Consider the following 22,210-nt stretch of genomic DNA (forward strand, 5'->3'; position numbering starts at 1 on the left):
GCCGGCGCGGCATTCCTCCCGATTCACGCTTCACTCGAACCGCCATGACGCTGAATTCGCTCCCCGCCTGGACTGCCCTTCAATCCCACTTCGAACAGATCCGCCACGCCCGGCTGCGCGACTGGTTCGCGCCGGAACACGACCACGCGCCGACCCGCGCCGAACGCTTCACGATTCCGGGCGGCGGTCTTGCGGCCGATTTCTCGAAGAACCGCATCAACGACGAAACGCTGCGCCTGCTCGTCCAGCTCGCGCGCGACGCGGGTGTCGAGGCGCGCCGCGACGCGATGTTCGCGGGCGAAATCGTGAACCCGACCGAAGGCCGTGCCGCCCTGCACACCGCGCTGCGCGCGACCGATCCGCAAGCGCCGTTCCACGCGCAGGTGAGCGCCGAGCGCGCGAAGATGGCGACGTTCGCTCGCGCCGTGCGCAGCGGCACCTGGACCGGCTACACCGGCAAACGCATCCGCCACGTGATCAACATCGGCATCGGCGGCTCCGATCTCGGGCCGAAGATGGTCGTACACGCGCTGCACCACGTCGCGACGCCCGAAATTGCCACGCACTTCGTGTCGAACGTCGACGGCGCCGATCTCGCACGCGTGCTCGAACAGGTCGATCCCGAGGAAACGCTCGCGATCATCGTGTCGAAGACCTTCACGACGCTCGAGACGATGACGAACGCACGCTCGCTGCGCGACTGGTTCGTCGCGCGCGGCTGCCCCGAGGACGCGCTTGCAAAGCACTTCGTCGGCGTGTCGGCGAACCCGGCCGAAGTCGTGAAGTTCGGCATCGCTGCGGACAACGTGTTCGAAATGTGGGACTGGGTCGGCGGCCGTTATTCGCTGTGGTCGGCGGTCGGGCTGTCGATCATGATCGCGATCGGCCCCGAGCAGTTCGACGAGCTGCTGGCCGGCGCGAACGACATGGACCGTCATTTCCGCGAGGCGCCGCTCGAGCGCAACCTGCCCGTGCTGCTGGGCCTGATCGGCATCTGGTACCGGAATTTCTTCGGTTCGCAGAGTTATCTCGTCGCGCCGTATTCGGAAGCGCTGCACTACCTGCCGTCGTACCTGCAGCAGCTCGAAATGGAAAGCAACGGCAAATCCGCGCGCCTGGACGGCACCTTCGTCGACTACCCGACGTCGGCCGTCACGTGGGGCGAGCCGGGCACCAACGGTCAGCATGCGTTCTTCCAGATGCTGCACCAGGGGCCGACGATCGTGCCGATCGACTTCATCGCGGTGCTGACGCCCGAGCATCCGCTCGCGAGCCACCACCCGAAGCTGCTCGCGAACTGCTTCGCGCAGAGCGAGGCGCTGATGCTCGGCCGCACGCTCGAGGAAGCGCGCAAGGTCGCGGGGCCGGGCAAGGAGGCGCTCGCGCCGCACCTGACGTTCCCGGGCAACCGCCCGACGACGACGCTGCTCGTCGATGCGCTGACGCCGCGCACGCTCGGCGCGCTGATCGCGCTGTACGAACACAAGGTGCTCGTGCAGGCAACGGTGTGGGACATCAACCCGTTCGACCAGTGGGGCGTCGAGCTCGGCAAGATACTCGGCAAGGTGGTGGAAGCCGACCTGTCGGCCGAGTCGGTCGATCCGGCGAAGCACGACTCGTCGACCACCGCGCTGATCGAGCGCGCCCGCGCGGCGTTGAAGCGCTGAGGCGTTTGAGGCACCGACGCAGCGGCGTCGTGCCCATGCCGGCCGCTCGGCGCACGCCGCGCGGCCGCCAAAAGCATTCAGCCGTTGCGCTGCGCCGCGCGCGGCTCGACGATGCGCCCGGCGTCGAGCGTCACCGTCGTCGCGCAACGGCGTGCCAGTTCGGCATCGTGCGTGACGAGCACGAGCGTTGCACCGTTCGTGCGGTTCAGTTCGAACATCAGGTCGATGACCGCATGGCCCGTGGCCGCATCGAGGCTGCCGGTCGGCTCGTCGGCGAAGAGGATCGCCGGGCGCGTGACGAATGCGCGTGCAAGTGCGACACGCTGCTGCTCGCCGCCGGACAACAGCTTCGGATAATGCGCGGTGCGTTCGCCGAGGCCGACCTGCAAGAGCAGCGCCCGGGCGCGATCGGCGGCATCGCGCGCACTGATGCCGCCCTGCAGTTCGAGCGGCAGCATCACGTTCTCGAGCGCCGTCAGGTGCGGCATCAACTGGAACGACTGGAATACGAACCCGACTGCGCCGTTGCGCAGCGCCGCGCGCGCGTCCTCGTCGAGCTGGTCGAGCGCGCGACCGAGCAGGCGAACCGTGCCGCTCGTCGCGCTGTCCAACCCCGCAAGCAGGCCGAGCAGCGTCGATTTACCCGACCCCGACGCGCCGACGATCGCGAGACTGCTGCCCGGCCGCACGGCGAGCGTGATGCCGTCGAGGATCGTCAGCTCGCCGGTTGCGTCGGCGACCCGCTTGCACACGTCATGGACTTCGATGATCGGATCGGTAATCTTGAACATGGACACGACATTTCGCTGGAAAAGACGCGCGGCGATCGCCGCGCTGCTGGGTACGCTGCTGGCCGCCGCCGCGCCCGCACGCGCCGCGACGACGCCGGCCGCGACATCGGGCCAGCCCGTGATCGTCGTGCTCGGCGACAGCCTGTCGGCCGAATACGGGCTGCCGCGCGACACCGGCTGGGTGGCGTTGCTGCGGCAACGGCTCACGACCGAGCGAATCGATTATAGCGTCGCGAACGCCAGCGTCAGCGGCGACACCACCAGCGGCGGCCGCGCGCGGCTGCCTGCGGTGCTGCAGCGGCTCAAGCCGTCGATCGTCGTCGTCGAGCTCGGCTCGAACGATGCGCTGCGCGGCGTGCCGCTCGCGACGACCGAACAGAACCTGCGCGACATCATCGCCGGTGCGCGGCAAGCGCGGGCCAGGGTCGTGCTGGTCGGCATGTACGTGCCGCCCAACTACGGCCCGGACTACACGCAGAAGTTCCACGCCGTCTATACGCGGCTGTCGAAGGATCTCGGCGTGCCGCTCGTGCCGTTCCTGCTGGCCGGCATCGAGAACAAACCCGAGATGTTCCAGGCCGACCAGATGCATCCAACGCAGCAGGCGCAGGGCATTCTGCTCGACAACGTCTGGCCGGCGCTGAAACCGCTGCTCGGCAAGCCGCGCGGCTGACGCCGCCTCGCCCCGCCGGAAAACAAAAAGCCCCGCGTGAAGCGGGGCTTTTTGTTGCGGGCGAAACGATGCTCAGTTGTCGCCGTCCGGCGACTGGCTGGCCGTCGAGCCGTACAGCTTCACCTTCGAGCGATCGCGCAGCGCGGCGAGATACGCTTCGCCTTCGCTCTGCGCGTCGACCTGCGCCATCTGCTGCTGCGCGGCCGCCAGTTGCTGCGGATCGACCGCCGAACCCGGGATCACCGCGTTCACGCGATAGATCGCATAGCCGTCCGCGCCGAGATCGACACCGACGTAGGCCGGCAGCGTCTTCGCGTCGACCTTGTAGACGGCGCTCAGCGCAGCCGGCGTCAGGCCCTGCGACTGCGTACGCGATACCTTCTGCGCGGCCGCGAACCCGTCGGTCGACTTCGACTTCTGCAGTTCGGCCAGCTTCGCCGCGCCGTCCTTCTTCGCGAGTTCGGCAGCCTGCTCGGCGACCACCTTCTGGCGCACGACATCCTTGATCGCGTCGAGCGCGGGCACGGCAGCCGGTTTGTAGTCGGTCACACGCGCCGAGATCAGCGTGTTGTTGCCGACGTCGATCGCCTGCGTGTTGTTCTGGTTCTTCACCGAGTCGTTGGCGAACACGGCGGCCAGGAACTTCGGATTGTTCAGCGGGCTCGTCGGCGGCAACTGCGGATTCGGCGTCGGCGTGACGGTAGCCGTCTGGATCGTCAGCTTGTACTTGTCCGCGGCCGGCTGCAGCGTCTTCGCCTTTTCGTAGACGGTGGACGTGAAGCCTTCCGCGTTGTCCGTGAACGCCTTCGATGCGTACTGCTGCTTCAGGTCGGCTGCGATCTGGTCCTTCACTTCCGCGAACGGCTTGACGGCCGCCGGCTTCACTTCCGTTGCCTTCAGGATGTGGAAGCCCAGATCCGACTGCACGACACCGCTCACATCACCTTGCTTGAGCGCGAACGCGGCATCGTCGAACGCCTTGCCGCCCGCCGTCGAGCCGCGCGTGATGAAGCCGAGGTCGCCGCCCTTCGCGGCCGACGGTGCATCCTGCGAGTCCTTCTGTGCGATCTGCGCGAACTGGTCCGGGTGCGCCTTCACGTCGGCGAGCAGTTGCTCGGCCTTCGTCTTCGCTGCAGTCTTGTCGGCCGCGCTTGCGCTGCCCGGTGCGGCGATGAAGATGTGGCTCACGCGCACCTGCGCTTCGGTGCGGAAGTGCGTCGGGTTGTCGTCGTAGAACTTCTTGATGTCCGCGTCGGTCGGCTGCGCGCTCGCGGCCGCTGCCGCCGGCGAATAGACGAGGTACTGGATCGTCGCGGTCTCGGGCGTCGCGAAGCTCTGCTTGTGCGCGTCGTAGTACGCGGTGAGCTGTGCGTCGGTCGGCTGGACCTTCGCGGCGAAGTCGCTCGTCTTCAGCACGAGCGCCTGCACTTCGCGCTGCTGCGCGGCGAGTTCGGACAGGCGTTGCGCGAGGCTCTTCGGCGTGAACGCGCTCGACACGATGCTGGCCGGAATCTGCTGCAGCGCGAGGCTGTAGCGCACGCGCTCCTGGTACTGCTCGGGCGTCATCCCCTGGAACGACAGCAGCTGCGCATAGCGCTCGACGTCGATCGACCCGTCGGGCTTCTTCAGCGACGCGATCATCGGGTCGCTCATCAGTGCATCGCGCACGGCGTTGTCCGATGCGGTCAGGTGCAGACGTTGGGTCTCGTCGGCCAGCACGCGTTGCTGGATCAGGCCGTCGAGCACCTGCTTGCGATGCTCGGGCGTATCGAACATCTTGATGTCGAACTGCCCGCCGAGTGCCTGGCGCGCCTGGTCGATCTGCTGGCGGAACGCGCCGTCGAATTCGACCCGCGTGATCTTGTGCCCGTTGACTGCCGCGACGTTCGCACTATCGTCGAAGAAGCCGCGGAAGCCTTGGATCCCGACGAAACCCAGCCCCGGCAACACGATCAGGAGCAGGAGCGCCATCATCAGGCGCTGGTGATTACGGAAGAAATCGAGCATGCGTGACGGGAAAATTGGACAAAACGCCCGATATTACAACATACGGGGTGGGTCGGGAGAAAAGCGGCGGCGCCCGCGGCGATCACCACCGGAAGTACAGGCAAAAATACCCGTCTTTCAGAGCCGGGCATGCGCCGTCACCCGCCTCTCCTCGTGAAGTTCAGAAAGCAGTTCGCCCAATGATCGACTCCATCGCGGCCGCCCAGGCTCGCGGCAGCACACGATCATTCGTTCGCCGAGCGGCTTGCCCGATGCGGGACTGCCTCCATCCGCGCCGACGACCGCAAGGCACCGCCGGGGCAGCGAATCGAGCCAACGGGAGGTGCTCGACACGGAAGCACGCGGTACAAGCCTGGCCTGTACGTCCCGGCATAAGCCGCGAGAAACGTGACGGCCGGAAAGACGACAGGGATCAACCGCACGATGCCGATCGGTCTCCACCGCCCTAACGAGTCGTCGGACTTTGCTTATCGAAAATGGATCGTTCGTGCCGCATCGCAAGCCGGATACGCTTTTCGCGCCGTGCAATCCGTGCCACGCTCGTCGACGGAACGATGAACGGGTGCGGCCCATTCGACCATTCAACCCTACCGCACCACTCGATGAGTTTTCTTCACCACGCGCGCCTCGTCGCATTCGCTGCCTCTGTCGGCCTTCTGGCGGGCTGCAATGGGGAAAGTGTCGATAGCTCGGGCGTTTCGCCCGTCGCGACGGAAAATGCCGCAAACAGTGCCACGCAATTCACGATTGCGCTGTACCAGTTCTACGCAACCCGACAGAGCTACATCGCCCAGGGCCTTGCGCCGAATACGTTTCTGCACAATCGCCAGCTGTCCGATGCTTCGTCCACCTCGGTGACGAAACCCAATCACGACACGCTGTATTCCATCGCCATGCTTCAACTGGACGCGGGCCCGATTCAGATCGACACGCCCGCCAGCGGCACCCGCTACTTCTCCCTCGCACTGATGGACGCCTATACGAACAACTTCGCGATTCGCGGCACGAGCGCCGACAACGGTGTCGCGAAGGTCTTCTGGGTCGTGGGGCCGAACTGGCAGGGAACCGCTCCGGCAGGCGTCACCGTGCTCCGCTCGTCGACCAACGCGGTGTGGGCGTTGGCGCGGACTTACGTGAGCGATGCGAACGATTATCCCGCCGCGTGGGCCGTTCAGAATCAACTGGTCGTGTCGCGCCCCGCTGGAACCGGTGTCGCTGCGTGGGACAGCGTGGACACGCAAAAGCCGCCCGGTTATGCCAACTGGCCGTCGTACTTTCAGTACGTGAACCGGCTCTTGAAAAAGAGTCCGCCGACGCCGCAGGACACGGCCGAGGCGACGAACGCGCTCGACGTGATAGGTATAGGCCCGGCGCAGACCTTCAACGCGTCGTCCGCCGACGTCGCATCGATCGACGCGGGCGCGGCCCGGGCGCTGGCGAGCCTGACGGGCGGCGGAACGCAGCAGGCCGCCGCCCAGGCGAGTACCGGCTCGAATGGCTGGACAGGCGGCCCGGCCAACGTCGGCAACTACGGAACCCAGTACACGCTACGGGCGCGCGTTGCGCTGAACGGCCTCGGTGCGCTGCCCGGCAGCGAAGCGATCTACTACACCAGTACGGGAGCGGCGAACACGTCGGGGACGAATTACGACGGCAACGGCGTCTATCAGATGACGTTCCCGGCGGGACAGCTTCCTCCGGCGCGCGCCTTCTGGTCGTTGACGCTGTACGCCGGCACGAACCAGGCGCAGGCTTTCTTTTATCCGAATCCCGATGGAATCTATGCGCTGTCCTATCCGGCGTCGAACTTTCAGTTCGCGAGCGACGGCTCGCTCGTGCTCACCATCAGCCATGTGCGACCCGCGGGTGTACCCGCCAGCAACTGGCTGCCGGCCCCTGCCGGCGCGTTCAATCTGACGCTGCGCACCTACTTGCCGGACGCCCCGCTCCTGAACGCAACCTACAAGTTACCGCCGGTAATACGCGTTCAGTAATATCGCTCCGCGCGAGCCGGAAAAACCGGCGCCTCCGCGGCGAGAAAGCATGAAAAACCCGCGACCGCGCTCGAGCCGTCGCGGGTTTTCCGTTCCGACGACTGCGCACTCCGGGGCATTTCCTGTCGGATTGTCTGCTGCCATGCCGCTCGCCCGGCATCGTAAGGTCAAGCCCCGCCGGTAGCCGCGCAGGCGGCTTCCTCCGCTCCGCGGTCACGCGCCCGCCAGCGGGCGCAATCGACGATACAAATGAAAAAGCCCGCACAAGGCGGGCTTTTTCATTTTCTGGCGGAGCGGACGGGACTCGAACCCGCGACCCCCGGCGTGACAGGCCGGTATTCTAACCGACTGAACTACCGCTCCTTGGTCTGGCTGAATCAGGAAACTGGTGGGTGCTGAGGGGTTCGAACCCCCGACCTACGCCTTGTAAGGGCGCCGCTCTACCAGCTGAGCTAAGCACCCGTTTCCGATTCGTTCTGGCTGCGATCTGCGTTTCGGCATCAACAACCAGCGAGCCCGCAAGTTTAATTCATCCCCGATCATTTTGCAAAGCTCCGGCGCGAATATTTTTCACGCTCGCGCATACGATTCCGGGACGCATAAAAAAACCCGCGGCCAGGCCGCGGGTTTCGTGAACAACCGTCAGAACGAACGGCGCTCCGATGCTCAGTGCTTGACGAATTCCGTCGAGCCGGCATCCTTCGCCGCATCGGCGACCGGTGCCGCCGCCTTCGCCTCTTCTTCCGGCGGCAGCGGGGTCGGCGAACGCTCGAGCGCGAGTTCAAGCACCTTGTCGATCCAGCGGACCGGCACGATCTCGATCGCGTTCTTCACGTTGTCCGGAATCTCGGCGAGATCCTTGACGTTCTCTTCCGGGATCAGCACGAGCTTGATGCCGCCGCGATGCGCTGCGAGCAGCTTCTCCTTCAGGCCGCCGATCGGCAGGACTTCACCACGCAGTGTGATTTCGCCCGTCATCGCGACATCGGCACGCACCGGGATACCCGTCAGCACCGACACCAGCGCGGTCGTCATCGCACCGCCGGCGGACGGACCGTCCTTCGGCGTCGCGCCTTCCGGCACGTGGATGTGGATGTCCTGCTTCTCGAACGCTTCGTCCTTGATGCCCAGACGCCGCGAACGCGAGCGCACGACCGAACGTGCCGCCTCGACCGACTCCTTCATCACGTCGCCGAGCGAACCCGTGCGGATCACGTTGCCCTTGCCCGGCATCACCGCGGCTTCGATCGTCAGCAGATCGCCACCGACTTCCGTCCACGCGAGGCCCGTCACCTGACCGACCTGGTTTTCCTTCGCCGCGAGGCCGAAGTCGTACTTGCGCACGCCGAGGAAGGTATCGAGGTTCTCGCCGTCGACCTTGATCGCGCCCGATGCCTTCTTCAGCAGCAGCATCTTCACGACCTTGCGGCAGATCTTCGACACTTCCCGCTCGAGCGAACGCACACCGGCTTCGCGCGTGTAGTAGCGGATGATGTCGCGGATCGCCTGCTCGGTGACCTCGATCTCGCCTTCCTTCAGCCCGTTGTTCTTCTTCTGCTTCGGCAGCAGGTAACGCTGGGCAATGCTGACCTTCTCGTCTTCCGTGTAGCCCGACAGACGGATCACTTCCATCCGGTCGAGCAGCGGCGGCGGGATGTTCAGCGAGTTCGACGTCGCGACGAACATCACGTCCGACAGGTCGAAGTCGACTTCGATGTAGTGGTCGGCGAACGTGTGGTTCTGTTCCGGATCGAGCACCTCGAGCAGCGCCGACGACGGATCGCCGCGGAAATCCATGCCCATCTTGTCGACTTCGTCGAGCAGGAAGAGCGGATTGCGCACGCCGACCTTCGTGAGGCTCTGCAGGATCTTGCCCGGCATCGAACCGATATACGTGCGACGGTGGCCGCGGATCTCGGCTTCGTCACGCACGCCGCCGAGCGCCATCCGGACGAACTTGCGGTTCGTCGCACGGGCGATCGACTGGCCGAGCGAGGTCTTGCCGACGCCCGGGGGCCCGACGAGGCACAGGATCGGCGCCTTGACCTTGTCCACGCGCTGTTGCACCGCGAGATACTCGAGGATGCGTTCCTTCACCTTCTCGAGGCCGAAGTGATCTTCGTCGAGCACCTGCTCGGCGTTCGACAGGTCGTTGTTGACCTTGCTCTTCTTGCGCCACGGCAGGCCGATCAGCGTGTCGATGTAGTTGCGCACGACGGTGGCTTCCGCCGACATCGGCGACATCAGCTTCAGCTTCTTCAGCTCGGCGTCGGCCTTCTTCTTCGCTTCCTTCGGCATGCGCGCGGCGTTGATGCGCTTCTCGAGCTCCTCGAGATCCGCACCCTCTTCGCCTTCGCCCAGTTCCTTCTGGATCGCCTTGACCTGCTCGTTCAGGTAGTACTCGCGCTGGCTCTTTTCCATCTGGCGCTTCACGCGCCCGCGGATGCGCTTTTCGACCTGCAGGATGTCGATCTCGGCTTCGAGCTGCGCGAGCAGGTGCTCGAGGCGCTCGATGACCGGGAACATCTCGAGGATGTGCTGCTTCTGGTCGAGCTTCAGCGGCAGGCGCTCGGCGATCATGTCGGCGAGGCGGCCCGCTTCGTCGATGCCCGACAGCGACGTGAGGATCTCCGGCGGGATCTTCTTGTTCAGCTTCACGTACTGGTCGAACTGCGACACGATCGCGCGGCGCAGCGCTTCCGTTTCAGCGCTGTCGGCGTGATCGGGCTCGAGCGGCATCACTTCGCAGGAGAATTGCGTTTCCTGCTCTTCGATCGACAACGCCTTCGCACGCTGCAGGCCCTCGACGAGCACCTTCACGGTGCCGTCCGGCAGTTTCAGCATCTGCAGGATGTTGGCGATACAACCGACCTCGTACATGTCCTTTTCGGTCGGTTCGTCCTTGGCCGCGGTTTTCTGGGCGACAAGCATGATGTGCTTGCCGCCTTCCATCGCTGCTTCGAGGGCCTTGATCGATTTCGGCCGGCCCACGAAGAGCGGAATGACCATGTGCGGGAAAACGACGACATCCCGCAGCGGCAGCAGCGGGAGCGTGATGCGTTCCGGCGGGAGAAGTTGGGTGCCTGACATTTCATTTCCCCATGAGTGGAATCAATTGTTCGGTAATTGAGGCCGCCACAACGAATTGCAAGCCTTCAAGTGCGGGAAATATTCGGTAAGAAAGTAACCACCGCGTTTCGAGTCAGAGTTACCCACAAGATAAACGAAAAAAAGCCGCCCACGGACTCATGAACGGCCTTTTTCGCAGAACATCGTCGGCAAGCCGGTCAGTTCGAACCCGCCACCTTCGGCGTGTCCTCGTAAATCAGCAAGGGCTTGCCGTCCCCATCGATCACGTTCTCATCGATGATGACCTTGCTGACCCCTTTCATCGTCGGCAGCTCGTACATCACGTCGAGCAATGCCTGTTCGATGATCGAACGCAAACCGCGCGCGCCGGTCTTGCGGCGGATCGCCTTGCGGGCGACTGCCTGCAGCGCGCCCGGCCGGATCTCCAGCTCGACGCGCTCCATCGCGAACAGCTTGTGATACTGCTTGACGAGCGCATTCTTCGGCTCGACCAGGATCTTCATCAGCGCGGCTTCATCGAGCTTGCCGAGCGTCGCGACCACCGGCAGGCGGCCGATCAATTCGGGGATCAGACCGAATTTGATCAGGTCTTCCGGTTCCGTTTCGCGCAGCACTTCGCCCGCGTCGCGTTCCTGCTTGCTCTTGACCGTCGCGCCGAAGCCGATGCCGGTTTTCTCGGTACGGTCGGTGATCACCTTTTCGAGACCGTCGAACGCGCCGCCGCAGATGAACAGGATGTTGGTCGTGTCGACCTGGATGAAATCCTGGTTCGGGTGCTTGCGGCCGCCCTGCGGCGGCACCGACGCCATCGTGCCCTCGACGAGCTTCAGCAGCGCCTGCTGGACGCCCTCGCCCGACACGTCGCGCGTGATCGACGGGTTGTCCGACTTGCGGCTGATCTTGTCGATTTCGTCGATGTAGACGATCCCGCGCTGGGCCTTGTCGACCTCGTAGTTGCAGTTCTGCAACAGCTTCTGGATGATGTTCTCGACGTCCTCGCCGACGTAGCCGGCTTCGGTCAGCGTCGTCGCATCGGCGATCACGAACGGCACGTTGAGCAACCGCGCGAGCGTCTGCGCGAGCAGCGTCTTGCCGGAGCCCGTCGGGCCGATCAGCAGGATGTTGCTCTTCGACAGCTCGACGTCGTCCTTCTTGTCGAGATGCTTCAGGCGCTTGTAGTGGTTGTACACGGCCACCGCGAGGATCTTCTTCGCGCGCTCCTGGCCGATCACGTACTGATCGAGGATATCGCGAATTTCCTGCGGGCTCGGCAGATCCGACCGGGACAGGCTGGCCTCGACGCCGGCGGCAGCCGCCTCGTCGCGAATGATTTCGTTGCAGAGGTCGATACATTCATCGCAGATGAACACCGACGGGCCCGCGATGAGTTTTTTCACCTCATGCTGGCTTTTTCCGCAAAACGAGCAATACAACAGCTTCTCGCTGTTCGAACCTTTTTTGTCCGCCATGAATGTAGAGCCTCCGGACAGGTAAATGACATGATACGCCGAATGCTCCGGGCACCGCGCCTAGGGCGCGACCGGAGCCGACCGGATGCGCTTGCCGCAGATGCTCTGGGCGTTCGGGAAGTCGCAGGGGCGCCGCACGAATCGGGGCGGCACCCCACTTAATCTCACGGGCGCTTCAGCAGCACCTGGTCGATCAGCCCGTACGCCTTCGCATCCTCGCTCGACATGAAGTTATCACGGTCGGTGTCGCGCGCGATGCGCTCGACGTCCTGGCCCGTGTGCTGCGCGAGCAACTGGTTCAGCCGCTCCTTCAGGTAGAGGATTTCGCGCGCCTGGATCTCGATGTCCGATGCCTGGCCGCGTGCGCCGCCGAGCGGCTGGTGAATCATCACGCGCGAGTTCGGCAGCGCGAAACGCTTGCCCTTCGCGCCCGACGCGAGCAGGAACGCGCCCATGCTCGCCGCGAGGCCCATGCACAGCGTCGACACGTCCGGCTTGATGAACTGCATCGTGTCGTAGATCGCCATGCCGGCCGACACCGACCCGCCCGGGCTGTTGATGTACAGGCTGATGTCCTTGTCGGGATTCTCGCTCTCGAGGAACAGCAACTGCGCGACCACGAGGTTGGCAGTCTGGTCGTTCACTTCACCGACCATGAACACCAGGCGCTCCTTCAGGAGACGCGAATAGATATCGTACGAACGCTCGCCGCGGCCGCTCGTTTCGACGACGATCGGCACCAGCCCCAGCGCTTGCGCCTCGAAACCTTGCGGCGCGTTCGAAGCAAGCATGTCCAGCAATTCAGCGCGAGTGATCATTCAATGAACCTTGTTCGAATGGAAAATTGAACGGAAGGAAGCCGCCCGCTCAATCGCCATATTAATGGCAACCGTGCGCTTGACGTAAAAACGGCGTGCGGGCCGTCGCTCCGACAGCCGGCACGCCGCTAGAGCAACACTTACGCTTGCGCCGATGCGCTCGCGAGTGCTTCGAAGCTCACTTCCTTGTCCGTCACCTTCGCCTTGCCCAGCACGAAATCGACGACGTTGCTTTCAACGACGAACGCTTCCATCTCGGCGAGGCGCTGCTGGTTCGAATAATACCAGCGGACCACTTCCTTCGGGTCTTCGTAGCTCTTCGCGAACTCATCGACTTCCGCGCGGATCTGTTCCGGCTTCGCTTCGAGGCCGTTCGACTTCACCAGCTCGGCCAGCACGAGGCCCAGCTTCACGCGGCGCTCTGCCTGCTCGGTGAACATCTCGGCCGGGATCGGTGCGTCCTTCGCGTTCGGCACGCCGCGCTGCGCCAGATCCTGGCGAGCCATTTCGACGAGGCGTTGCTGGTCCTGCTCGATCAGCGCCTTCGGCACGTCGAGTTCGGAGATCTTCAGTAGCGCGTCCATCACCTGGTTCTTGACGATCGATTGCGTGCGGCGCTTCGCTTCACGCTCGAGGTTTTCCTTGATCTCGGCGCGCATCTTCGCGAGATCGCCGTCTTCGATGCCGAGCGACTTTGCGAATTCCGCGTCGATTTCCGGCAGGTGCGGCCACTCGATCTTCTTCATCGTGACCGTGAACTGCGCCGTTTTGCCTGCCACGTCCTTGCCGTGGTAGTCGTCCGGGAACTTCAGGTCGAACGTGCGCGCTTCGCCGACCTTCAGGCCCAGCGCCGCGGTTTCGAATTCCGGCAGCATGCGGCCTTCGCCGAGCACGAACGGGAAATCTTCGGCCGTGCCGCCCTGGAACGCGACGTCGTCGATCTTGCCGACGAAGTCGACCGTCACGCGGTCGCCGTTCTTCGCTGCGGTGTCCGCGCCGCCGTCGCCGTGCTCGCCGGCTTCGCCGCGTGCGTGGAAGTGCACGCGCTGCTTGCGCAGGATGTCGAGCGTGCGGTCGATTTCGGCGTCGCCGATCGACGTCGTCGAGCGCTCGACTTCAGCCGTCGCCAGATCGCCGATCTTGACTTCCGGGTAGACCTCGAACGTCGCGTCGAACGCGTATGCATCTTCAGCCTGCTCCTGCTTCGGCTCGAAGCTCGGCTGGCCGGCGACGCGCAGGTTTTCCGCGCGGCTGATCGTGAAGAATTCCTGGCCGATCTTGTCGCTCAGCACTTCCGCTTCGACCTGACCCGCGTACTGTTGCGCGACCATCTTCAGCGGCACCTTGCCCGGGCGGAAACCCGGCATGCGCACGTTCTTCGCGAGTTTCTGGATACGGGCGTCGATTTCCTTCTGCACGGTGTCTTTCGGCAGGGAAATCGTCACGCGGCGTTCAAGCTTGCCGAGGTTCTCAACAACGTTAGCCATGGCTTCAATCGTCCTAAAATTATTCGAGCGAATCGGGTTTTCCTTGCCGTGCCTGCCCGCGGCGTGATGTGCGTCACATACACTCGCCGCGCCGGAGCGCCACGCCATCCCTGCACGCGCCGGATGGCTAGCGCAAGCGGCTCGGAGCACGGCTTTGGCCGGAAGAATCGACTATTCTAGCAAACAATTTTCCTCACACCGCCAGATCGGCGCGACGCGCGTGCGTCCGCACCGCGCCGGCGGCCCTTCGCACGGCAATGCGCGCGGATCGCCGCTATGCCGCATGCCGTATCCACCACGGGCCCGCCATCCTGTAAGCTCCGAATGAGGGTGCACCGCCGTCGCGCCCCAATATTCTTCACACCAATCACGCCTTCCGGAGACACCATGCCGCAACACCCGTCCGCGCCTGTCGTCGTCATCGCGCCCGATTCGTTCAAAGGCTCGCTTTCCGCCGAGCAGGTCGCGGACGCGATCGCCACCGGCATCCGCCGCGCCCGGCCCGACGCCGTCGTGCGCTGCTGCCCGATGGCAGACGGCGGCGAAGGCACGCTCGACGCGATGCTGGCAGGCGGCGGCACGCGGCGCACGCTGCGGGTGGCCGGTGCGTCGCTCGCGGCACGCGACGCGGCGGTCGGCGTGATCGACGCGCGCACCGCGATCGTCGAAACGGCCGAGATCGTCGGCATCACGGATCCGGTCGGCATGAGCGTGCCGGTCGACGCGCGCAGCACGCGCGGGATGGGCGAGGCGATCCGCACGCTGCTCGACGAAGGCGTGCGCCGCTTCTTCGTCGCGCTGGGCGGCAGCAGCACCAACGACGCGGGCGCCGGGCTGCTCGCAGGCCTCGGCCTGCAGTGCTTCGACGCGGGCGGCCAGCCGGTCGAGCCCGTGCCGTCGCGGCTCGCCGACATCGCGCGCATCGACGCGTCGGGGCTCGACCCGCGGCTGAAGGAAACCGAATTCATCGGCATGTCCGACGTCGACAACCCGCTGACGGGCGCGCACGGCGCAACCGCCGTGTTCGGCCCGCAAAAGGGCGTGACGCCCCGGCAGATCGCCACCCTCGACGCCGCACTCGCCCGCTTCGCCGACCTGCTCGAAGCCGCGCTCGACCGTCGCGGCCGCGACCTGCCGGGCGCCGGTGCCGCGGGCGGCCTCGGATTCGCGCTGCACATGCTCGGCGCGCAATTCGAAGCGGGGGCCGAGGTGGTCGCGCGGCAGGTCGGGCTCGACGCGGCGCTCGCCGGCGCGGGCTGGCTGATCACCGGCGAAGGCCGCTCCGACGTACAGACGCTGCACGGCAAGGCGCCGTTCATCGCGTGCCGCCACGCGCAAGCCGCCGGCGTACCCGCGTCACTGCTGTCCGGCGCGGTCGACCCGGCCGCACTGCCCCGCCTGTCCGAACATTTTTCCGGCTGCTTCTCGCCGGCTCCCGGGCCGATCACGCTCGACGTCGCGATCCGCGACGCGGCCAATCTGCTCGCGAACGAAGCGGAGCAATTGACACGCCTGAAGTACGGCGCACACTGACCGTTGACCCGAGCGCGCGATACAGGAACAATCGGGCCCGCCCTTTTTCTTCAGGATTCGACATGAAAGGCCGTCAAGCCGGGCTCGATCAGTTTCTGACCTATCGCCTCCACGCGCTCACGAAGCGATCCGACCGCGGGATCGGCGAGGTGTACCGGCACAAGCTCGACATCTCGCTGCCCGAGGCGCGCGTGATCGCCGCCGTCGGCGCCTTCGGCCCGTTCTCGATCATGGATCTGGCGCGCCACACCAATCTCGACAAGAGCCAGGCGAGCCGGGCAGCCGAGGCGCTGCTGCGCCAGGGGCTGCTCGAACGCAGCGCAAGCGAGGAGGATGGCCGGATCGTGTTGATCGCGCTGACCGCCGACGGCCGCGCGCTGCATCGCAAGATCATGCCGATCGTGCGCAAGTGGAACGACGGCTTGCTCGCATGCCTGTCCGACAGCGAACGCCAGACATTCGAGCGGCTGCTCGACAAGGTCGTCGCGCACGCGATCGAGCGGGACGACTGACCGGCACGCGGGCACGATGCCCGCGGTATTGATCCGATGAATTCGACGGGCCGCCCCGGTCGCCACACCCGCGACGCGGGCGGCCCGCTTTGCGTGATACGCTGCGCGCGGCAACCGGATTGCAGCGCGCGACCTCGCCGGCATCGCGCATGCAGCGGCCCCGCCCGCGCTTACAGCCCGCTGTTCGTCGCCCGCTGGCGCAGCAGCCCGAGCACCGCGTCGCAATACGGAGTCGGCACGTCGAGCTTGCGCCCGAGCTCGGGAAACACTCCGAGGATCGGCCCGATCTCGAGCGCGCGGCCCGCTTCGAAATCCTGCAGCATCGACGTCTTGAACGCACCGAGCTTGCGCGTGACCGCGATCCGCTCGGGCCCGCTCATCCCCGTCGACAGGCCGAGCTTCGCGCCGATCGCGGCCGCCTCCTCCATCATCCGCAGCGCGAGACCCTGCGTGAACGGATCGTCGAGCAGCTGCTCGGCCGTCGACCCCGTCAGCGCGCTCAGCGGATTCATGTTCATGTTGCCCCACAGCTTGGTCCAGATCTCGGCCCGGATCGCCGGCGTCGACTCGACGTCGAAACCGCCCGCCGCGAGCGCCGCGGCGAACCGGGCAGTAGCCGTATCGAGCCGCGCATCGGGCGCCCCGACGATCAGCCGGTTGCCGCGCCCGCGGCGCACGACGCCCGGCGCATCGGTACTCGACGACAGGTGGACGACACACCCGATCGCCTGTGCGGGCGGCAACGCCGCCGACACCGCGCCGGCCGGGTCGACCGCGTCGAGCGGCACGCCGTCGAGCGCGCCGTCGAGCCCGTGCGTGAACCACCACGGCAGCCCGTTCATCGCCGCGACGATCACGGTGTCCGGCCCGACCAGCGGCGCGATGCGCGCGGCCAGTGCCGGCAGTGCCTGTGCCTTCAGCGCGATCACCACGTAGTCCTGCACGCCGAGCGCGGCCGCATCGTCACTCGCTCGCACCGGAACCGACGACGTCGTGCCCGCCTCGTCGATCACGCGCACGCCGTGCGCGTTCAGCGCGTCGAGCGTCGCGCCGCGCGCGTACGCGCTCACGGTCATCCCGGCCCGCGACAACGCGGCCGCGAGCAATCCGCCGATCGCGCCGACCCCGACCACCGCCGCGCGCACCGACCCTGAATTCGTGTCGTTCATGATGGAATTCCCTCTCCTGGGAGCTGACGAGCATAACGCTCAATGGTTGCGGGCACAACCATTCACGCGCCGCCGTGCGACGCATGGCGTTCGCATGCGTCATGCGTGGCTCGCCACCGGCTTCCACCGGTTCGTCGTCGGTCGCGCCGCCCGTCGCGCCGAGCACGCCGGCGATCTGGCTCTTGTCGTGCATGCCGAGCTTGCGGTACGCGCAGCGCAGGTAATGGCGCACGGTCGTCGGCGAAATCGCCATCTGTTGCGCGACTTCCTTGTGCGAGCGCCCGGCGCCGTAATAGCGGATCGCCGCGAGCTCGCGCGGGCTCAGGCGGTCGAGCAGCGAGCGCGGCCGAGCCTCGATCTGGAATAGCCCCGCAACCGGCACGCACAGGATCCGCAATGCATCGCCGACGAACGGCTGGCCCGGCTGGCGCCGCAGGTGCGCAACGAGCGGCTCCGGCACGCGTGCACCGGCCCATGCCGGCCATTCGGTGCGCAGCACGTCGTCGAAACCATGATCGGCGTGATGCAGCACACCGAAGTTGTCGCACAACGCGCGGGCGGCCGGTGCAACCGCATCGCCGCGCTCGCGCGTGAGCTGCGCGGCGCGATTGATGGTCAGCGCCGCCGCGAGATGCGGAATCACTTCCTCGAAACGGCGCGCATCGTCATCGCCGAACGGACGGTTCAGGCCCTGTCGGTAGATCGACATGAACGTCGTCAGGCCGAAACGGCGATCGAGCGTGCACACGCACATCAGTTGCGCGAGCCCGTACTTCACGCACCAGTCGCGAAACCGTGCATCGAGCCCCGGCTCGACGACCGACAGCCGCACCGCGTGGCCGTGCGCGCCGCGCAGCGTGCGGTGCGCGAGCGGGTCGCAATCGCGCACGCGCTTCCAGTCGCTGAAGAACGCGTGCGGCAGACGGTACAGGAAACTGTTGTGCATCACCGGGCCGGTCGGCACATGCGTCGCGACGCCTGTCCACGCGGCGTCGAACGGAATGAGCGCCTGCAGCAGCGTAAAGAAGCGGTATTCGAATTCACCGATGCCGGACCGCGCGGCAACCGCGTACAGGTCGAGCAGCATCAACCCGAGTTCGCGCTGCGCTGCGTCGCCGCGCGTGACGCCGTCGAAATCCGCGCGCCGGGACGGCAGCGGCGGCCAGGCGAAGTCGTCGAGCACGATGGCGGCCGGCACGTCACGCAGCGCTTCGAGATCCTGCCCGATATCCGTCGTGATCCTCACCTTCCGCTCCCCTGCCCGATCGGGCTGCTGACGTGCCCAACGACACCGGCCGATTATAGCGACCGGCTTTTTTGACGGGCCCCGGTGCCGGAACCGGCACCAGCCCCATCCATTTGAACGGTGCGCGGCACGTTGCTGCTCCGCAGCACGCCGCGCGACGCCAGCGCGTCGCGACCATGCCGCGCACCTCGGGTTTTCCGCACCGTTCATCTGTACGACTGTTCGAAGGTTTTCCCGCTGCGGACACTGCGTCGCGACAACACCAACGACAAACCGATGCAGGACGGTATGGAGAACCCCACGTGACGAAACCCCGCTTCATCCGCACGGCCGCGGCCGTCGCGACGCTTGCCGCGTGCAGCGCCGCCGCGCATGCGCAGTCGACCCTCACGCTGTACGGCGCGCTCGATGCCGGCGTGCAATACCTGACGCATGCCGACGGGCGCCATTCGGCCGTGCAGTTGCAGAACTACGGCACCCTGCCTTCCCAGGTCGGCCTGAAGGGCAACGAGGATCTCGGCGGCGGCTGGCGTGCGCTGTTCAAGCTCGAACAGGGCCTCAACCTCAACGACGGCACCGCGACCGCGCCCGGCTACGCGTTCTTCCGCGGCGCGTACGTCGGCATCGCCGGGCCCGTGGGCACCGTCACGCTCGGCCGTCAGTTCAGCGTGCTGTTCGACAAGACGCTGTTCTACGACCCGCTCTGGTACGCGTCGTACAGCGGCCAGGGCGTCATCGTGCCGATGAACGCGAACTTCATCGACCACTCCGTCAAGTACCAGTCGCCGACCTTCGCCGGCTTCGACGTCGAGGCGCTTGCCGCGACGTCCGGCGTCGCCGGCAATACGCGCGCCGGACGCGTGCTCGAACTCGGCGGCCAGTACACGAGCAACGGCCTGTCGGTCAGCGCGGTGCTGCATCAGGCACACGGCGATGTATCGGCGGCCGACGACACGTCGGCGCGCCGCCGCGAACTCGGCACGCTCGCCGCGCGCTATGCGTTCGCCGCGCTGCCGCTCACCGTCTACGCAGGTGTCGAACGCCTGACCGGCGACCTCGACGCCGCGCGCACGATCGTCTGGGGCGGTGCGCGCTACCTGACACCGAACGGGATCGGCCTGAACGCCGGCGTCTACCACACCGACTCGCGCGCGCCGGCCATCGGCCACCCGACGCTGTTCATCGCGAGCACCACGTATGCGCTGTCGAAACGCACCGTCGCCTACGTGAACCTCGGCTATGCGCGCAACAGCGGCCAGAGTTCGCAGACCGTCTACGAATACGACCCGACGCCGCTCGCCGGCGCATCGCAGTTCGGCGCGATGGTCGGCATGTACCACCTGTTCTGATTCCCCACACGAGACCCCGCCATGAAAACCCTGTCCCCGGATGCCGCACTCCCGCCCGACGGCCGCGCATCGACCTTCGCGCGCTCGACGCTCGTCGCGATCGTCGTGTTCGCGGCCATCACGCCGCTGCTGCTGCTCGTGGCGCCCGCCGTCGCCGGCCAGCTCGCGACGCAGCTCGGGCTGTCCGCCTCGCAGATCGGCACCTACTTCTTCGTCGAACTCGGCGCGTTCAGCCTTGCGACCGTGCCGTCGTACCTGTGGCTCGGTCGCATCGACGCACGCCGCGTGGCCGCCTTCGCCATCGCGCTGTTCGGCGCGGGCAACCTGCTGACCGCGCTGTGGATGCCGGGCTTCGTCGCGCTGCTCGCACTGCGCGCCGTGACCGCGCTCGGCGGCGGTTCGCTGATGGTGCTCTGCATGACGAGCGCCGCAACGAGCGAGAACAGCGACCGCGTGTACGGCCTGTGGGTCGTCGGCCAGTTGATCGCGGGCGCGCTCGGCCTGTTCGTGCTGCCGCATGTATTCGCGGCATTCGGGCTGCGCGCGCTGTACGTCGCGCTCGCCGGGCTCGCGCTGCTCGCGGCGCCGCTGTCGCGCGGCTTCCCGTCATCGCTGGGCGCGCGAACCGCGCCTGCGCAACACGCGCGCGGCGCGGCGGCACGGACGCCGCAAGGCTCGATCGTGCTCGCGATCGGCGCGGTGCTGACGTTCTATCTCGCGATCGGAAGCGTGTGGACGTTCGCAAGCCGTGCCGCGGCCGAAGCCGGGCTCGATCCGCAGTCGACCGGCAACGTACTCGCGATCGCGAGCGTGATGGGCATCGCCGGCGCGGCGCTCGCGTCGTGCGCGGGCGGCCGGCTCGCGCGGCGCGCCATGCTGACGGCCGGTTACGCGCTGCTGGCGGCCTCGCTCGTCGCGCTCGCCGTGATGCGGCAAGCCGGCGGCTACAGCGCGGCGATCTTCGCGTTCAAGTTCGCGTGGACGTTCGTCCTGCCGTTCATCCTCGCGACCGTCGCGCAGATCGATACGTCGGGCCGCCTCGTGGCCACGCTCAATTTCGTGATCGGCGCCGGCCTCGCTGCCGGCCCGTTGCTCGCCGGGCTGATGCTCGACGCCGGCGGCACGATGCACGCGCTGTTCACGGCCGCGACGGCCGTCGCGATCGTGTCTTTCGCCGCGCTGCGCCACATCGATCGCCGCACGCACGCCTCCGTTTCCTCCCAACCGTGACAGGTCTCGCACATCCATGAATCGCACTGCCTTCTTCACCGACGAACGCACTTTCTGGCACACCGGCGGCACGCATGCGCTGTTCTTCCCGGTCGGCGGCTGGGTCCAGCCGCCGTCGAGCGCGGGCTACGCGGAATCGCCCGATTCGAAGCGCCGTTTCCTGTCGCTCGTGCAGGCCTCGGGCCTGGCCGCGCAGCTCGACCTGCGCGGCGCCGAACCGGCAACGACCGCCGACCTGCTGCGCATTCATCCCGCCCACTATCTCGATGCGTTCCGCGCACTCAGCGACGCGAACGGCGGCGACCTCGGCGATCTCGCGCCGTTCGGCAAAGGGAGCTACGAGATCGCCGCGCTGTCTGCCGGCCTTGCGATCGCGGCCGTCGATACGGTGGTCGGCGAGCGTGCGGCCAATGCGTTCTCGCTGTCGCGGCCGCCCGGCCACCATTGCCTGCGCGATCGCCCGATGGGCTTCTGCATGCTGGCGAACATCCCGATCGCGATCGAGGCCGCCCGCGCGAAACACGGCGTCGAGCGCGTCGCGGTGATCGACTGGGACGTGCATCACGGCAACGGCACGCAGTCGATCTATTACGACGATCCGGACACGCTGACGATCTCGCTGCACCAGGACCGCTGCTTCCCGCCCGGCTATAGCGGCGCGGACGATCGCGGCGAAGGCGCGGGCGTCGGCGCGAACCTGAATGTGCCGCTGCTCGCGGGCAGCGGCGACGATGCCTATCGCTACGCGTTCGAGCGGATCGTGCTGCCGGCGCTGGCGCGTTTCCGGCCCGAGCTGATCGTCGTCGCCAGCGGCCTCGACGCGAGCGCGGTCGATCCGCTCGCGCGCATGCAGTTGCATACCGACAGCTACCGGTTCATGACGCGTGCGGTGAAGGATGCCGCGCAGCGCCATTGCGGCGGGCGGCTCGTGATCGTTCACGAAGGCGGCTATTCGGAGGCGTACGTGCCGTTCTGCGGGCTCGCGATCGTCGAGGAACTGGCCGGCATTCGTACCGACGTCGCCGATCCGATGCTCGACCTCGCGATCGCGCAGCAGCCGGGCGAGCGGTTCATCGCGTTCCAGCGCGGGCTGCTCGACGAGCTGGCGGCGTCGTTCGGGTTGTAATGCGCGCTGACGAATGCGCCGGGGCCGGCGGGCGGCGGCCCTCTTGCGC

At 66.4% G+C, this 22,210-nt stretch carries 15 protein-coding genes, 2 tRNA genes and 1 pseudogene; 8 read left to right on the forward strand and 10 right to left on the reverse strand.

From position 1 onward, the window contains the following. The first annotated feature begins 44 nt into the window (after nt 1–44). Nucleotides 45–1,667, forward strand: a complete 1,623-nt coding sequence (gene pgi / locus AB3K92_RS32785) for a glucose-6-phosphate isomerase (protein WP_027787161.1) — start codon at nt 45–47, stop codon at nt 1,665–1,667. A gap of 77 nt (nt 1,668–1,744) precedes the next feature. Here the strand turns inward: pgi and AB3K92_RS32790 are convergent, their stop codons facing one another. Continuing rightward, nucleotides 1,745–2,458, reverse strand: a complete 714-nt coding sequence (locus AB3K92_RS32790) for an ABC transporter ATP-binding protein (RefSeq protein WP_369466591.1) — start codon at nt 2,456–2,458, stop codon at nt 1,745–1,747. Between AB3K92_RS32790 and AB3K92_RS32795 the strand changes: the two genes are divergently transcribed. Beyond that, a complete protein-coding gene (locus AB3K92_RS32795) occupies nt 2,457–3,131 on the forward strand; it encodes an arylesterase (RefSeq protein ID WP_059651663.1) in 675 nt (224 codons plus the stop codon). The genes AB3K92_RS32790 and AB3K92_RS32795 overlap by 2 nt on opposite strands. 72 nt (nt 3,132–3,203) lie before the next feature. On the opposite strand, the gene AB3K92_RS32800 is transcribed toward AB3K92_RS32795, so the two are convergent. Next, nucleotides 3,204–5,138 carry a SurA N-terminal domain-containing protein gene (locus AB3K92_RS32800; RefSeq protein WP_059553259.1) on the reverse strand — a complete coding sequence of 645 codons (1,935 nt, stop codon included), beginning with the start codon at nt 5,136–5,138 and terminating at the stop codon, nt 3,204–3,206. 602 nt (nt 5,139–5,740) lie between these two features. Here AB3K92_RS32800 and AB3K92_RS32805 point away from each other — a divergent pair. Continuing rightward, nucleotides 5,741–7,132 (forward strand): DUF1254 domain-containing protein, encoded by a 1,392-nt coding sequence (locus AB3K92_RS32805; RefSeq protein WP_224052898.1) that lies wholly within the window; start codon nt 5,741–5,743, stop codon nt 7,130–7,132. A gap of 286 nt (nt 7,133–7,418) precedes the next feature. Here AB3K92_RS32805 and AB3K92_RS32810 read toward each other — a convergent pair. The 6 genes from AB3K92_RS32810 to tig all read right to left on the reverse strand — a co-directional run bounded on the left by AB3K92_RS32810 (nt 7,419) and on the right by tig (nt 13,996). Further along, nucleotides 7,419–7,495, reverse strand: a tRNA-Asp gene (locus tag AB3K92_RS32810). 23 nt (nt 7,496–7,518) lie between these two features. Further along, nucleotides 7,519–7,594: transfer RNA gene (locus AB3K92_RS32815), tRNA-Val, on the reverse strand. A 204-nt stretch (nt 7,595–7,798) separates the two neighbouring features. Continuing rightward, nucleotides 7,799–10,222, reverse strand: coding sequence for an endopeptidase La (lon, locus tag AB3K92_RS32820; protein ID WP_011352361.1), 2,424 nt, complete (start codon nt 10,220–10,222; stop codon nt 7,799–7,801). A gap of 197 nt (nt 10,223–10,419) precedes the next feature. Continuing rightward, complete coding sequence (clpX, locus tag AB3K92_RS32825; RefSeq protein WP_006489345.1) at nt 10,420–11,691, reverse strand: ATP-dependent Clp protease ATP-binding subunit ClpX; 1,272 nt, start codon at nt 11,689–11,691, stop codon at nt 10,420–10,422. Nucleotides 11,692–11,855: 164 nt separating this feature from the next. Next, a complete protein-coding gene (gene clpP / locus AB3K92_RS32830; protein ID WP_010092137.1) occupies nt 11,856–12,509 on the reverse strand; it encodes an ATP-dependent Clp endopeptidase proteolytic subunit ClpP in 654 nt (217 codons plus the stop codon). Between the two features lie 140 nt (nt 12,510–12,649). Next, nucleotides 12,650–13,996, reverse strand: coding sequence for a trigger factor (gene tig / locus AB3K92_RS32835; protein WP_059651660.1), 1,347 nt, complete (start codon nt 13,994–13,996; stop codon nt 12,650–12,652). 387 nt (nt 13,997–14,383) lie between these two features. On the opposite strand from tig, the gene AB3K92_RS32840 reads away from it, so the two are divergent. Continuing rightward, complete coding sequence (locus AB3K92_RS32840) at nt 14,384–15,529, forward strand: glycerate kinase (RefSeq protein ID WP_369466592.1); 1,146 nt, start codon at nt 14,384–14,386, stop codon at nt 15,527–15,529. A 62-nt stretch (nt 15,530–15,591) separates the two neighbouring features. Then, complete coding sequence (locus tag AB3K92_RS32845) at nt 15,592–16,041, forward strand: MarR family winged helix-turn-helix transcriptional regulator (RefSeq protein WP_021160399.1); 450 nt, start codon at nt 15,592–15,594, stop codon at nt 16,039–16,041. Nucleotides 16,042–16,211: 170 nt separating this feature from the next. Here AB3K92_RS32845 and AB3K92_RS32850 read toward each other — a convergent pair whose 3' ends face one another. Together AB3K92_RS32850 and AB3K92_RS32855 are read right to left on the reverse strand one after the other, a co-directional pair. After that, nucleotides 16,212–17,210, reverse strand: coding sequence for a 2-dehydropantoate 2-reductase (locus tag AB3K92_RS32850; protein WP_104766737.1), 999 nt, complete (start codon nt 17,208–17,210; stop codon nt 16,212–16,214). A 103-nt stretch (nt 17,211–17,313) separates the two neighbouring features. Then, a pseudogene (locus AB3K92_RS32855) lies at nt 17,314–18,456 on the reverse strand (response regulator transcription factor); the annotation flags it as partial. A gap of 302 nt (nt 18,457–18,758) precedes the next feature. On the opposite strand from AB3K92_RS32855, the gene AB3K92_RS32860 reads away from it, so the two are divergent. From AB3K92_RS32860 to AB3K92_RS32870, 3 genes are read left to right on the forward strand one after another with little or no spacing between them, the layout of a single operon-like run. Then, nucleotides 18,759–19,805, forward strand: coding sequence for a porin (locus AB3K92_RS32860; protein ID WP_369466593.1), 1,047 nt, complete (start codon nt 18,759–18,761; stop codon nt 19,803–19,805). Between the two features lie 21 nt (nt 19,806–19,826). Beyond that, nucleotides 19,827–21,035 carry an MFS transporter gene (locus AB3K92_RS32865; protein ID WP_369466594.1) on the forward strand — a complete coding sequence of 403 codons (1,209 nt, stop codon included), beginning with the start codon at nt 19,827–19,829 and terminating at the stop codon, nt 21,033–21,035. A gap of 16 nt (nt 21,036–21,051) precedes the next feature. Further along, nucleotides 21,052–22,161: a class II histone deacetylase gene (locus AB3K92_RS32870; RefSeq protein ID WP_060049123.1), complete on the forward strand. Its 1,110-nt coding sequence runs from the start codon at nt 21,052–21,054 to the stop codon at nt 22,159–22,161. Nucleotides 22,162–22,210 lie beyond the last annotated feature (49 nt).

It is taken from the genome of Burkholderia sp. Bmkn7, assembly GCF_041103175.1.
In the GTDB taxonomy this organism is placed as follows: domain Bacteria; phylum Pseudomonadota; class Gammaproteobacteria; order Burkholderiales; family Burkholderiaceae; genus Burkholderia; species Burkholderia cepacia.